Consider the following 13,436-nt stretch of genomic DNA (forward strand, 5'->3'; position numbering starts at 1 on the left):
GCCTATGCGTCTCCTCTCGAACCGCAATGATATTCTTGCAGCGTTTTGATGGCCAATTCCTTCTTGACGACGGCTTCGATACCCATAACCGCCGCACGAGCACCACGCATCGTCGTAAAATAGGCCAGGCCCCTATTCAACGCCTCCCGCCTGATGGAGAGTGAATCCTGATGGGCGGACGCAGTCCGCACGGTATTGACCACCAACGCCACGTCGCCGTTCTTGATGAAGTCGACGATATGCGGTCTTCCTTCCGTGACCTTGTGAACGGTCCGAACCTCCACTCCGTGACTGTGAAGATAGGCCGCGGTACCGCTCGTGGCCAGGATGGAGAATCCCAACCGGCGAAGATGTTTGGCAACATCGAGGGCCGCCGCGCGGTCCCCCTCCTTCACACTGAGGAACGCCATACCTCCACGTGGAAGCATCGCCCCGGCTCCCGCCTGCGACTTGGCGTAGGCCCATCCGAAATCCGCGTCGATCCCCATGACCTCACCGGTCGACTTCATCTCGGGCCCCAGCAATACGTCCACTCCCGGAAACTTGTTGAATGGGAACACCGATTCTTTCACCGACAAGTGAACCGGCGAGGGGGCCTGCATGAAACCGAGTTCCTTGAGACTCTTGCCCAGCATTGTCTTCATCGCGAGCTTGGCGAGAGGAACTCCGATGGCCTTACTGACGAAGGGAACCGTGCGCGACCCTCTGGGATTGACCTCCAGAACATAAATCCGATCTTCCTTCACGGCAAACTGGGCATTCATCAAACCGACCACCCCAAGTTCCAAGGCCAGCGCGGTCATTTGACGGCGGATCTCCTCGACGATCGATTCAGTAAGCGAATACGGCGGCAGCGAGCAGGCCGAGTCGCCGGAATGAACTCCGGCTTCTTCAATGTGCTCCATGATTCCGGCCACCACCACGTTGGCGCCATCGGAGATTGCGTCCGCATCGACCTCGATCGCGTCGGACAGATACTTGTCGATGAGGACTGGATGCTTGGGCGACGCCTTGACAGCGGAGGCCATGTAGTTCAGCAAACCCGGCTCGTCATAAACGATCTGCATCGATCGGCCGCCCAGCACATAGGACGGACGGACCATGACCGGATAACTGATTTCGGAAGCCACGCGAATCGCTTCGTCGACGGATCGGGCGATGCCGCTCTCGGCCTGGCGAAGGCCGAGCGTATTGAGCAGGTCCCGGAAGCGTTCACGATCCTCGGCCCGATCGATGGCGTCCGGACTCGTCCCCAGGATGCGTACGCCGGCTTTCGACAGGGGCAACGCCAATTTCAACGGCGTCTGTCCGCCGAACTGAAGCACGACGCCGAGTGGCTCCTCGCGAGCCACGATGTTGAGCACGTCCTCCTCGGTCAACGGCTCGAAATAGAGGCGGTCCGACGTGTCATAGTCCGTGCTGACGGTTTCCGGGTTGCAGTTCACCATGATGGTTTCGACGCCTTCATCCCGGAGCGCCATGGCCGCATGCACGCAACAATAGTCGAACTCGATCCCTTGACCGATTCGATTCGGTCCGCCGCCCAAGATAATGATTTTCTTGCGACTGGTGGGACGGGCTTCGCATTCCGTTCCGTACGTCGAATAGAGATACGGCGTCTGCGCTTCAAACTCCGCCGCACAGGTATCGACCCGCTTATAGGTGACGCCGCGATTCCATCCAATGCGTTGAGTTCGCACCGAGGGGACCGGGACACCGATCAATTGGCCGATTCGCTCATCGGAAAATCCCAACTCCTTGGCCCGGCGGAGCAAGCCGTCGTCGATCCCCTCGCCCACCGACCCCGCCTGGGAAACAAGCACGGATTCGAATCGGATGAGGTCGCGCAGCTGTTCAAGAAACCACGGATCGATCCTGGTAAGGGCGAAGAGTTCCTCGTTCGTCAACCCGAGGCGGATGGCATCCGCAACCTGCCACATCCGTTCGGGCACCGGCGTTCGAAGCTGCTGCTGAATACGCTCGACCGCTCCGCGCCGGTCGAATCCCTCCGGCGTTCCGCGATCCAACCCTAAGCGGGACGCCAGCCCGTTGAGGTCCAATTCCAAGGAGCGAATGGCCTTTTGCAACGATTCCTTAAAGGTTCTGCCGATCGCCATGACCTCTCCCACCGACTTCATTTGTGTGGTCAGAGTCGGATCGGCGCCTTTGAACTTCTGGAATGCGAACCGGGGAATCTTCACCACGACGTAGTCGATGGTCGGTTCGAAGGAAGCCTTGGTCACCCCGGTGATGTCGTTGGTGATCTCGTCCAGCGTGTACCCGACCGCGAGTTTGGCGGCGATTTTGGCGATCGGAAACCCCGTGGCCTTCGAGGCCAATGCAGAACTCCGGGAGACCCGGGGATTCATCTCGATCACCACCATGGCGCCGTTGTCAGGATTGATGCCGAACTGGATGTTGGAGCCGCCCGTATCGACGCCGATCTCACGGATGATCCGCACGGCGGCATTCCTCATGCGCTGGTATTCCTTGTCCGTCAGCGTCATGGTCGGAGCCACGGTGATGCTGTCTCCCGTATGGACACCCATGGGATCAAAATTCTCGATCGGACAGACGATGACGACGTTGTCCTTGAGATCCCGCATGACTTCCAGTTCGTACTCTTTCCATCCGATGAGAGACTGCTCGATGAGCACCTGCCCCACCGGGCTCATCGCCAGCGCCCACTCGATGAGTTTTTCGAACTCCTCCCGGTTGTAGACGGACGAATGATCGCGGGAAATCCGACGGAGTCCAAGACACGGACGGCTTCATCGCGATTGTGAGCGGTTCCGCTCTCCGGAACCTTTAATCCGATCCGTTGCATCGCCTGCTTGAACGCGTCCCGGTCTTCGGCCTTGTGAATCGCCTCGGCGGAGGCGCCGATGAGCTTGACCCCGAACTTTTCCAGGGTTCCGCGCTTAACCAGGCCCATCGTGATGTTCAACGCCGTCTGTCCTCCCATGGTCGGAAGGAGGGCATCGGGCCGTTCCCGTTCGATGACCTTCTCGACGACGTCCACGGTGATCGGCTCGACGTACGTCCTGTCGGCCAGTTCGGGATCGGTCATAATAGTGGCCGGATTGCTGTTGATGAGGACGACGCGAAACCCCTCCTCCTTCAATGCCTTGCACGCCTGCGTGCCGGAGTAATCAAATTCGCATGCTTGTCCTATCACGATCGGACCTGATCCGATCAGCAACACCGTGCGGATATCGGTACGTTTCGGCATATGAATGATCAACTGGTTTTCGGCATCGGGCCGATGGAAGGTTTATAGGGCGCGGGAGCCGGCGTCGTCTTTCCGGTGGCTCCGTGGTAATACTGCATGGTCTCGGGCATCCATGCTTCGATCTGGTTCATCCGGGTCACGTCCGACGGATGCGTCGAGAGAAATTCCGGAATGGCGTGCTGCGAGCGAAAACAGAGCTTATCGATCATCTGCCTGGGGCATCCGCTCATCCGTTCCCAGAACGGAACCGCCTCATGCGGATCGTATCCCGCCTGTGCCATCAGCCTCAGGCCGATGTAGTCGGCCTCGGATTCCTGCTTGCGGTTGAACGGCAGCGACACGTTGACGCCATAGGCGCCGAGCAACCCCTGAATGGCCGCGCCACTGGAATGACCGGAGGCCGCTGCGCCCAACGCACCAAGTTGTGCGATCTGATCGATGATGCTTCGGCTCATTCGTTCGACCCCGTGGCGCTGCAGCGCATGGGCGATTTCGTGTCCCATCACGGTCGCCATGCCGGCATCGTTCTTGGTGTGTTTCAAGATGCCCGTAAACACGGCGACTTTGCCTCCGGGAAGACAAAAGGCGTTCACCATCTTGTCGTCGTCAATGAGGGCGAACTCCCATTGATACTCGGGCTTGTTCGTCACTTCGGCGATTTTCTTTCCTACTCGCTGCACGAGATCGTTCTTCTCGGGGTCGTCGCTCAATCGCGCCTGACGCAAGACCTCGCGATACGCACTCATCCCAAACTCCAGTTCCTTTTCCTCGGAAAAGAAGATCAGCTGATCACGCGCAGTGCCCGGCGCGCGATAACAACCGCTCAGGCTGCCCATCAGGCCGCTCCATGCGCCCATTCCGAGCGCGGCATAGAGTCCCATCGCTCCGCGCACGCCCAGAGCCAACATGGTGCGACGACCGACCGGCGCGGCAAGCGCGCGCTCGACCAAAGTCCCTAGCTGCTCCTCTCCCTGTGCCTGCAGCATTCCCATTGGTTCGTCACGGCATCCACAGATACATGAATTGGGGCGTCCCTCCCCGCACCATGGAGAGCAGATCGATATTGGCCAGGCTGGCAAAGCCCGACCCCGTCCCCTGCAGAGCATGGGAATAGATATTGTTCTGATATTCTCCGGGACGCCGGTAGGTGACAACCCGCGCTTCCTTCAAACCGGCTTTTTTCTTGGCCTGTTCGATGGCTTCTTCCAGATAGCCGATATCGTCGACCAAGCCCGCTGCTTTGGCCTGCTCTCCCGAGTAGATTCGTCCGTCGGCCAGTTTCTTGATCTGCTCCGCTGAAAGGTTCGGCCGACCTTCCTGCACCACCGTCAGAAACCGCTGATAGAATGAATCGATGACACTCTGAAAGATGGCTTTCTCCTCCGGGGTCATCATGCGAAACGGCGATCCCATATCTTTCCTGGGACCGGAGGTAATGGCGTTCGCTTCCACTCCGACCTTCTCCAACAAGCCCCGGGCGTTGACCGTCAGCATGATCACTCCGATGCTGCCGGTCACGGTCGAAGGGTGAACCAGCACGGAATCCCCTGCCATGGCCAGATAGTATCCGCCGGACGCCGCGACATCCATCATGGAGATGACGACCGGAACCCTCTTGGCCGCTTTGAACGTCTTGAGCTCATGGTACAGGATGTCCGAGGCCGTCACTGTTCCTCCCGGGCTGTTGACGCGCACGACCACCGCCTTCACCTTGTCGTCCTTGGCCGCCCTGGAAAGCTCCTCTTTAAACGTCGCCAGCATATTGGGCTGAGGAATGATACCGTCTCGGTCCTGAGAGGCGATGACCCCGGATAGATCGAGCAGCAGCACTTTTCCGTCGCCTGTGCCGCTGAGAACCGTCTCCTGCACCGGACCGGGAGGCTGAATGAGATTCACGGTAATGCAGCCTGACAGGGACAGCATCGCCCCCGCGATACAGAAGCGCACGGCACCTTTCACGGTACGTTGATAGAGCTTATGAGCCATATGATTTCTCCATGACGCCCACGAAATCCTCAAACAAATAGGCCGAATCATGCGGCCCGGGAGAGGCTTCCGGATGGTATTGTACCGAAAAGACCGGCTGCTCCACACAGGCAAGGCCTTCGACCGATTGATCGTTCAAACTCACATGGGTTACCGCCACCCTGCCGAATACGGTCTCGACGACCGGCGGCGGTTCTGACACCGCGGTCTGTCTTGCGGAGACCTGAACGGCAAAATTGTGGTTTTGGGACGAGATCTCGACCTTTCTCGTGCGCAGATCCATCACCGGATGATTTGCGCCATGATGGCCGAACTTCAGTTTATAGGTCTTGAGTCCCATGGCGAGGCCGAGAATCTGATGACCCAGACAGATGCCGAAAATCGGACGACGCCCGATCAAACTCCTCACCGCCTCGATGGCATAGGGCACGCCTTCGGGATCGCCCGGACCATTCGACAAAAAGATTCCGTCCGGCTTGAGCGCCTCGACGTCCTCAGCCGTCGTCGAGGCCGGAACGACCGTGACGTCGCATCCGACGTCGACCAGACGGCGCAGAATATTCTGCTTCACCCCGAAATCATAGGCGACGACTTTCCATCGCCGGCTCGACCTCGCCCGCCGGTCGTCGAGCGACGGCGCCCACTCTCCGGATCCGTGAGCCCATTGATACGCTCGCGCGCAGGTCACCGCCGCAGCCAGATCGACGCCCACAATTCCGGGAGCGTGTTTGGCTTTTTCGACCGCACCCGCTTCGCTGGCTGCACCGTGAGTAATCACGCCGGGCTGGGAACCGTGCTGCCGGAGGTGTCTCGTCAACGCGCGGGTATCCAGTCCCTCGATGGCCACGACCTTGGCCGCCTGGAGATACTCGTGGAGTTGCTGACGGCTGCGCCAATTGCTGCTGAGGACGCTCCCCTCCTTGATGACGAACCCTTCCGCCCAAATCCGGCGTGACTCGACGTCGTCGGGCGTCAGACCGTAATTCCCGATGTGCGGAGACGTCATCGTGATGATCTGCCCCTTGTACGAAGGATCGGTCAGTACCTCCTGATACCCGGTCATCGCGGTGTTGAACACCACTTCACCGGCGGTGTCCCCTTCATACCCCAGCGCCTGTCCTTCGAACACCGCTCCGTCCGCCAAAGCCAGCAGCGCCCTGCTCATACTTGTGACTCCCGTCTGGAGACCAGCCGCGTGACTTTCATAGCCAGAAGCGCGATGCCCAGCCCCATGTTTATCATGTAGAGAGAGCGGACCGGCATATGCAACCGAAAAAACGCCTCGAAGGCAGCCTTCCGAGCCTGTTCGTCCTTCACGGCAAACGCCTCCGCTTGAAGCGCCGCAGCCTGCGGGTGCAGCACCAGGACGATCACGCACAGCAGGATGCCCATCAGCGTCAGCAGCACGACCTCGAGCCGGCTCACGCTCACCGCCGGATGACCGCTCCACTGGCGGCAGACCGCGATGGCCACCAACAAGGCCATGGCCACGACCACCAATCGGTTGTACCCTTCAAATGCCCTGGTAAGCAAAAATCCTCCCGAGTCTTGGCCGCCCAGCGTATTGAAGACCGCCGGGATCACCGCGCCGATCAAGACGATCAATCCGCCGACCCACGTGGCCAGTGCAAGCAGCTCCAACGTCAGTCCGCACAGCAACCCCCGATACACCCACCGATTCACCGTATCGACCGGCTGATGAAGGCCCCGACAAGACACCGGCTCCGATTCCTGTTCATTCGATGCGTGACTCCACTATATGAGGCCGGTGCATGGTTGCCGCCGAGCGTGGCATCGCCTGTATGACGGCTCACCGCGCATCGCATCATCCACCGGCCGCTATGACTCCGTGTCGAATGCGATCTTCCCTCCGACAATCGTCGTACAGACGCGCCCCTTCACTTTCCATCCGGCAAACGGCGTATTTCGGCTTTTCGAGCGAAACTTGATCGGATCCACTTCCCACTGGGCTTGAGAATCGACAATCGTCACATCGGCATCGGCCCCGACCGCCAGCGTCCCTTTTTTGAGACCGAACGCAGCCGCCGGGGCGGTGCTCAGCTTGGCCACCGCGTCCTCGAGCGTCAGGACGCCCTCTTCGACAAGCGCCAAGGTCAGAGACAGAGCCGTCTCCAATCCCACGATGCCGAACGGCGCTTCCGTGAACCCTTGCTGCTTCTCCTGTGTGGCATGCGGAGCGTGATCGGTGGCAATAACGTCGATGGTACCGTCGCGCAATCCCTGCTTGATCGCCTGGACATCTTTCCAGGTTCGAAGGGGAGGATTCATCTTCGCACAGGTGTCATACCCGCGGACAGATTCCTCGGTGATCGTGAAGTGATGCGGACAGGCTTCCGCCGTCACGCGAATTCCACGCGCTTTGGCCTCACGGACCATGCGGACGGATCCTTCCGTGCTGATATGAGCCAGATGCAGCCGCGCGCCGGTCAACTCGGCCAACGCAACGTTCCTGGCCACCATAACGTCTTCTGCCGCCGAGGGAATGCCGGGGAGTCCCAGTTCGGTGGAAATGAGCCCCTCGTTCATGCAGCCGCCCTCGGCCAGGTGGAGATCTTCGCAATGGTCCACGACCGGTATGTCGAACGCCAAGGCATACTCCATGGCTCGCCGCATGACCAGACTGTTCATCACAGGTTTCCCGTCGTCGGAGATCGCCACACAGCCCGCGCGCCGCAGATCGCCGATTTCCGCCAACTCTTTGCCTTCCGAGCCCTTGGTAATGGCTCCGATCGGCAGCACGTTGGCTAACCCGGCCGCCCTCGCCCGCTCGAGCATAAACTCGGTAATGGCTTGATTATCATTGACTGGATTCGTATTGGGCATACAGCACACCGTGGTGAAACCACCGGCCACGGCAGCGGCCGCACCGCTCTGGATGGTTTCCTTGTACTCAAAGCCCGGCTCTCGAAAATGCACATGGAGGTCCACGAACCCTGGGACCACCAGCCGCCCCTTGGCTGAAATCTTCTTGGCATGGAGCGGAGCGTCAAGCGCCGATCCCAGCGCGGCAATACGTCCCTGGTTGATCAAGACATCGCCTACGCCGTTGTATCGTCCGGGGTCGATGATGTGTCCGCCGGTGATGAATATCGTCACGTCAATCTCCTCAGTGTTCCTATCTCGTCTCTCGTCGATTCTCACGCTTCGCCTTCCGTGAGTCAGGCGTCATTCGGTCAGTTCGCCCCCGACAGGAGGTAGAGGATGCCCATCCGAACCGCCACGCCATTGGCCACTTGATCAAGAATGACCGATGAAAGACTGTCGGCGACTTCCGGCGCAATTTCCACGCCGCGATTGATGGGACCGGGGTGCATGACGATTGCTCCCGGATCGGCCAACTTGACCCGTTCACCCGTCAAACCAAAGAGCCGTGCATATTCGCGAATCGTGGGGAACAGCGCCCGCCCCTGCCGTTCCAGCTGCAGTCTCAACATCATGATCACCTGCACACCGGCGAGTCCTTCGTCCAAATTACGGTACACCCGCGCCCCCAGCCGCTCCACTCCCCAGGGCATCATGGTCGGCGGACCGATGAGCCGCACCTCCGCCCCCAACTTCGACAGCGCGTAGATGTTGGAGCGAGCCACGCGGCTGTGGGCGACGTCGCCGACGATCGCGACCTTGAGGCCCTCGAACGACAATCCGCGCTGGCGGATGGTGTAGAGGTCGAGCAGCGCTTGAGTCGGATGTTCGTGCCATCCGTCGCCTGCGTTGATCACGGATGACTTCACCCCTCGCGCCAGCGCTTCGGCCGCGCCGGCCGACGGGTGGCGTAAGACGATGATGTCCGCCTGCATCGCCTCGATGTTACGGGCGGTATCGAGCAACGTTTCACCCTTGACCACGCTGCTCGACGAAGGAGAAAAATTGATCACGTCGGCGCTGAGGCGTTTCGCGGCCAATTCGAACGACGTCCTCGTTCTCGTGCTGGGTTCAAAAAACAGATTGACGACGGTTCGGCCCCGCAACGCAGGGACCTTTTTGATCTCCCGCCCGGTCACTTCCTTGAAGGAATCCGCGGTATCGAGGATGAGGGTGATTTCCTCGACTGACAAGGGCGCCAGACTGAGCAAGTCCTTGCGTTTAAGGCTCATACGTCCCTCCTGCACGGGAATGCGTCACGGCCCCATGTCCTCTCTTGACCAGAATCGCCCACGGCACGGATCTCACGATCGCGAGATGACCACTCGATCCTCTTCACCAGCCTCCTCCAACAGCACTTGAATCTGTTCTTCCCGTGAGGTCGGAATGTTCTTGCCGACGTAGGTCGCCTTGATCGGCAATTGACGATGGCCCCGATCGATCAGGACGGCGAGTTGGATTTCGGCCGGGCGGCCCAAGTCCATCAGTCCATCCATGGCAGCCCGAATCGTCCTTCCCGTGAACAGCACGTCGTCAATCAGCACGATGATCTTGTCCGAGATATCGAACGGAACCGAGGTCTTGCGTAAAACCGGCTGCTCCTTCCTCAAAGCTAAATCATCCCGGTAGAGGGTGATGTCCAACTCTCCCATGGGCACCGTCACTCCCTCAATGTCATGAATGCGCCGTACCAGCCGATGGCCGAGATGGACCCCGCCGGTCCTGATCCCGACCAAAGCCAACTGAGCCACGCCCTTGTTCCGTTCCAGGATCTCGTGGGCGATCCGCGTGACGGCCCGGCTGATATCGCCGGCATCCATCACCGGCTTTTCTTGCGTAGGATCATTCTTCACGTGAGACATCGTCCGCGTCCGGGCATAAAAAAACCTCCCCGCCAGAACGTGGCGAGAAGGCCTCGAAGTTTCGACCGGCACGAGCCGGGGCTTGGTTCATGTCCTGCTCCTTGCTCACCTCGCAGGATGAGCATTAAAGGTTTCGGCATCTTACCGAGCTTCGCGGAAGACTGTCAAGACAAGACCGGGGTTAAGGGACGCGCGTGAGGCTCATTCGCACACAAGTCCTTTCAACGTATTGACAAGGCCGCGGCTTCATACCTTGATGACCTGATACAAGGTTAAACCCGCTTTCAGCGTCGCTTTGGGTAACACGTTCCGATGCATACGAAACGTCGGTAAAGTGTCCACCGGTTCTTGCCAGGCAAGTCTGAATCCCCACGAGCGCCAGAATGCTCCGAGGCCTGCAGGGCCCGTCACAAATGCGCCTCCTCCGCTGCGTAATGCACCGCCGAGTTCGCCGACGGCCGATGCGAGAAGGACCGGATCCGCACCGACGGCATACGGAATCCAGAAATAGGCCAGATCATGAAGATCTGGGGATGGACGATCCGTCCCGCCTTTCCCATCCAGCCGCAATTTGATCCCGGCGAGCCAATCCCACCGCTTGAGACCGGCGCAGATCGTCCACAATTGCTGTGCCTGTTTCTGCGCCAGCGCCGGAACGCTGACCCACGCCGTGTAATTCCGCGGACGATCGAACGGCACACACGTGGCGATGACTGCATCGCCGTTGGCGATGAGGACGCGCCGGGCTTCGGTGAGCATCTTCCCGATTTCGCGATCTTGCTGGGCGGAATCCTGGATATAATCCGCGACAAACGGCTGCGCCGCAGTCTCTCCGATCTCTGCACCGTCCTCAGGGTAGAACAGCACGGCGCCATAGGCGTCAGGGGGATCGATCGGCGGCAGCGCCGGAACGAACAGCGATCGCCAATCGACCGGACTCACCGTCGTCTCGGCTACAGGTTGATCCCGATGACCTTCCGGTAACGCAACGCGCAACCGCGACTCACGATGCCTGTCCCGCAAGATCACACTTCCTTCGGCGACAAAGGCCACGCGATCGCACGGATTCACCTTATTGATCACGGGGGTCACATAAGGCAAGCCCGCTGAATCGTCGGCCAGCGTGGCCTTTTGAAGCGAATCCCCTTTGTAGGTCAGACAACAACCGTGCGCCGCATCAAAGTACCGCAGCGGCGGCGACGGGGCCGGGAGCCAACGCACTTCATGAGCGCGCACCTGGTCCATGAACACGGTGTGGACATCGCGATGTCCCTCCACGTGTGGAGTGAAATAGGAACAGAACAGCCGAAAGGCCGCTTCCGATGGATAGGTGGGTAAGCCTCGATACCGAAGCGGAGTGGGAGCCGAACGAGTCTGACACTGATCATCATACAGCCCGCGGATCAACTCGAACGCGGCCGATCCGGTGCCGGGCAGCAGCGACTTAAAGAGTTCGACCACCGGCAGAAAGTCGATGTTCGCCCAATTCATGGCACCCATGCAGGACATGAATCGACTGTCGGAGAAATCTCCGTTCTTGAGGAGGTACAATGCGTCCTTCCGATGGCGGATCCTGGCGATTCCGACTTTGTCTATGGACACATCCTCGTCTCGATAGAACCAGCGGACTTCCTCTATCGGCACCTGCATGGCCTGTGCGGCCATGCCCCGCAGATCATCGGAGGTGAGACGCTGCCACCCCGGTCTCGTCGCAAGGTTCAGCATCGTCTCATTCACCAGTCCGGCCGGCTTGATGCCGACCCATGCGCCCCAATCCAGCCGGATCCTGGCTCGCAAGAGGATAGGCTTTCCTTGGATATCCTCGCCCCATTCGCATTCGTGGAGGGGATGCCCGGCGGGGTCCGTCGCAAGAATGCGCCGGCCGTCAGAACGATAAAACACGAGGTGACCGGTGAGTTGGCGGACTACCCGCCCGCCTGCCTGTTCAACACCTTCAAGGAACGCCAGATTACCGGGGAACCGAATATGACCGGGAGTCTTAACCGCAACAAGGGCAGGATCAGCCATCTCACTAACTTATGAAAGGAATCACTGTGGCCGCCGTATTCAGCATTCGGTCATTCGCGGATTTGGCCGCTGCCCAGGACGACAAACTTCGAACAGGTGAGTTCCTGCAGTCCCATAGGCCCGCGCGCGTGGATCCGCGAGGTACTGATTCCGATCTCCGCCCCAAGACCGAACTGATATCCGTCGTTCAATCTCGTTGATGCATTGACCAATACGGCGCTCGCGTCGACTTCCCGAAGAAATCGCATGGCCTTTTGATAATTGCCGGTCACAATGGCCTCGGTATGGTGAGATCCGTAGCGGGCGATGTGCTCCAACGCTTCGTCGATATTCTTCACGACTTTGACGGCCAGGGTCAGATCCAGAAATTCCTTTCCGTAGTCGTCATCGGCCGCCGGCTTGGCCAACGAGGAGAGTTGACAGGTCTTCGGACATCCTCGTACTTCCACCTTCGCCGCGGACAGCTTCTCGACAAATCCGGCCAACCATGTACGGGCGATTCCGTGATGGACCAGCAGCGTCTCCATCGCATTGCAGGTGGACGGCCGTTGCACTTTGGCGTTGAGCGCGATCCGGTCTGCCATCGCGGCATCCGCATCGTCATCCACGTAGATGTGACACACTCCTGCGTCATGTTTGAGCACCGGAATGGTGGAATGCTCCGCCACCGTTCGCATGAGAGACTCGCCCCCGCGCGGAATGATGAGATCGACATACCGGTCCTGCTTTAGGAAGATAGGAACCGCCTCACGATCCGCTCGCGTGATGAAACCGATCGCGCCAGAGGGGATACCGGATTTTTCAGCCGCTTCAGACAGCGCGGCCGCGATCGCTCTGTTGGAGTGAATCGCTTCACTGCCTCCGCGAAGAACGCAGGCATTGCCCGATTTCAAACACAGCGCTGCGGAATCTGCGGTGACGTTCGGACGGGATTCGTAAATGATGCCGATGACGCCGATGGGAACCCGCACTCGTCCGACCTGCATCCCGTTGGGTCGAATCCACATCTTGGGGGTTTCACCCAGCGGGTCGGCCAACTTCGCCACCTCCCTGATACCGTCGGCCATTTCGGAAATCCGTGAAGGCGACAACCGAAGCCGATCCGCCATGGCCTTTCGCTCGGGTGCTGCGCCGAACGCGTCGAGGTCCTGCTCATTCGCGGCCAATATCGGTTCTGACCGCTCTTCCAACGCGTCGGCCATGGCCGACAATGCCCGATTCTTTACAGACGTCGACAGCGTGGCGAGTTGCCCTGAAGCTTGCCGTGCCCGTTTGACCAGAGTCTCTATGTATTCTTCAGCGGATTGTTCCGGAACCTCGGAATACTCGACGGGTTCCTTCGGTTCGGCGGGCAGCGTACTGTCTCGGGTCTTGTCAGCCATTACCATCCTGCTTTCTTCAACATATTACCTTTGTACGCCGAACAGAATACCGTGGGGCTTTCC

General features: G+C 59.5%; 9 protein-coding genes and 1 pseudogene. All 10 read right to left on the minus strand.

All coding sequences use genetic code 11. The annotated features are described in order from the left end of the window. Window positions 1–2 precede the first annotated feature (2 nt). A pseudogene (gene carB, locus NSJP_RS18230) lies at window positions 3–3,232 on the minus strand (carbamoyl-phosphate synthase large subunit). An 8-nt stretch (window positions 3,233–3,240) separates the two neighbouring features. Beyond that, window positions 3,241–4,224, minus strand: a complete 984-nt coding sequence (locus NSJP_RS18235) for a M48 family metallopeptidase (RefSeq protein WP_080888292.1) — start codon at window positions 4,222–4,224, stop codon at window positions 3,241–3,243. Between the two features lie 7 nt (window positions 4,225–4,231). Further along, complete coding sequence (gene sppA / locus NSJP_RS18240) at window positions 4,232–5,218, minus strand: signal peptide peptidase SppA (protein WP_231989432.1); 987 nt, start codon at window positions 5,216–5,218, stop codon at window positions 4,232–4,234. Beyond that, entirely contained in the window at window positions 5,208–6,383 is a 1,176-nt protein-coding gene (gene carA, locus NSJP_RS18245; RefSeq protein WP_080888294.1) for a glutamine-hydrolyzing carbamoyl-phosphate synthase small subunit, read from the minus strand. Before carA ends, sppA begins: the two co-directional genes overlap by 11 nt. Further along, a complete protein-coding gene (locus tag NSJP_RS18250) occupies window positions 6,380–6,937 on the minus strand; it encodes a DUF4149 domain-containing protein (protein WP_080888295.1) in 558 nt (185 codons plus the stop codon). The genes carA and NSJP_RS18250 overlap by 4 nt, the downstream gene beginning before the upstream one ends. Before the next feature lie 120 nt (window positions 6,938–7,057). Beyond that, window positions 7,058–8,335, minus strand: coding sequence for a dihydroorotase (locus NSJP_RS18255; RefSeq protein ID WP_080888296.1), 1,278 nt, complete (start codon window positions 8,333–8,335; stop codon window positions 7,058–7,060). Between the two features lie 77 nt (window positions 8,336–8,412). Further along, window positions 8,413–9,333, minus strand: coding sequence for an aspartate carbamoyltransferase catalytic subunit (locus NSJP_RS18260; protein ID WP_080888297.1), 921 nt, complete (start codon window positions 9,331–9,333; stop codon window positions 8,413–8,415). Window positions 9,334–9,405: 72 nt separating this feature from the next. After that, the gene (pyrR, locus tag NSJP_RS18265) at window positions 9,406–9,963 is read right to left on the minus strand and encodes a bifunctional pyr operon transcriptional regulator/uracil phosphoribosyltransferase PyrR (RefSeq protein WP_080888298.1); all 558 of its coding nucleotides are present in this window, start codon (window positions 9,961–9,963) and stop codon (window positions 9,406–9,408) included. 246 nt (window positions 9,964–10,209) lie between these two features. Further along, on the minus strand, window positions 10,210–11,991 hold the full coding sequence (locus tag NSJP_RS18270) for a hypothetical protein (protein ID WP_155970456.1): 1,782 nt from the start codon (window positions 11,989–11,991) through the stop codon (window positions 10,210–10,212). A 50-nt stretch (window positions 11,992–12,041) separates the two neighbouring features. Then, window positions 12,042–13,373 carry a glutamate-5-semialdehyde dehydrogenase gene (locus tag NSJP_RS18280; protein ID WP_080888301.1) on the minus strand — a complete coding sequence of 444 codons (1,332 nt, stop codon included), beginning with the start codon at window positions 13,371–13,373 and terminating at the stop codon, window positions 12,042–12,044. Window positions 13,374–13,436: the final 63 nt, after the last annotated feature.

Origin of the sequence: Nitrospira japonica, assembly GCF_900169565.1 — a bacterium.
GTDB lineage: Bacteria > Nitrospirota > Nitrospiria > Nitrospirales > Nitrospiraceae > Nitrospira_C > Nitrospira_C japonica_A.

Excerpts from the sequence above, each read along its gene's own strand:
- sppA (WP_231989432.1), bottom strand. The coding sequence starts at position 5,218 with ATGGCTCATAAGCTCTATCAACGTACCGTGAAAGGTGCCGTGCGCTTC.
- NSJP_RS18260 (WP_080888297.1), bottom strand. The coding sequence starts at position 9,333 with ATGAGCCTTAAACGCAAGGACTTGCTCAGTCTGGCGCCCTTGTCAGTC.
- NSJP_RS18235 (WP_080888292.1), bottom strand. The coding sequence starts at position 4,224 with ATGGGAATGCTGCAGGCACAGGGAGAGGAGCAGCTAGGGACTTTGGTC.
- NSJP_RS18270 (WP_155970456.1), bottom strand. The coding sequence starts at position 11,991 with ATGGCTGATCCTGCCCTTGTTGCGGTTAAGACTCCCGGTCATATTCGG.
- carA (WP_080888294.1), bottom strand. The coding sequence starts at position 6,383 with ATGAGCAGGGCGCTGCTGGCTTTGGCGGACGGAGCGGTGTTCGAAGGA.
- pyrR (WP_080888298.1), bottom strand. The coding sequence starts at position 9,963 with ATGTCTCACGTGAAGAATGATCCTACGCAAGAAAAGCCGGTGATGGAT.
- NSJP_RS18280 (WP_080888301.1), bottom strand. The coding sequence starts at position 13,373 with ATGGCTGACAAGACCCGAGACAGTACGCTGCCCGCCGAACCGAAGGAA.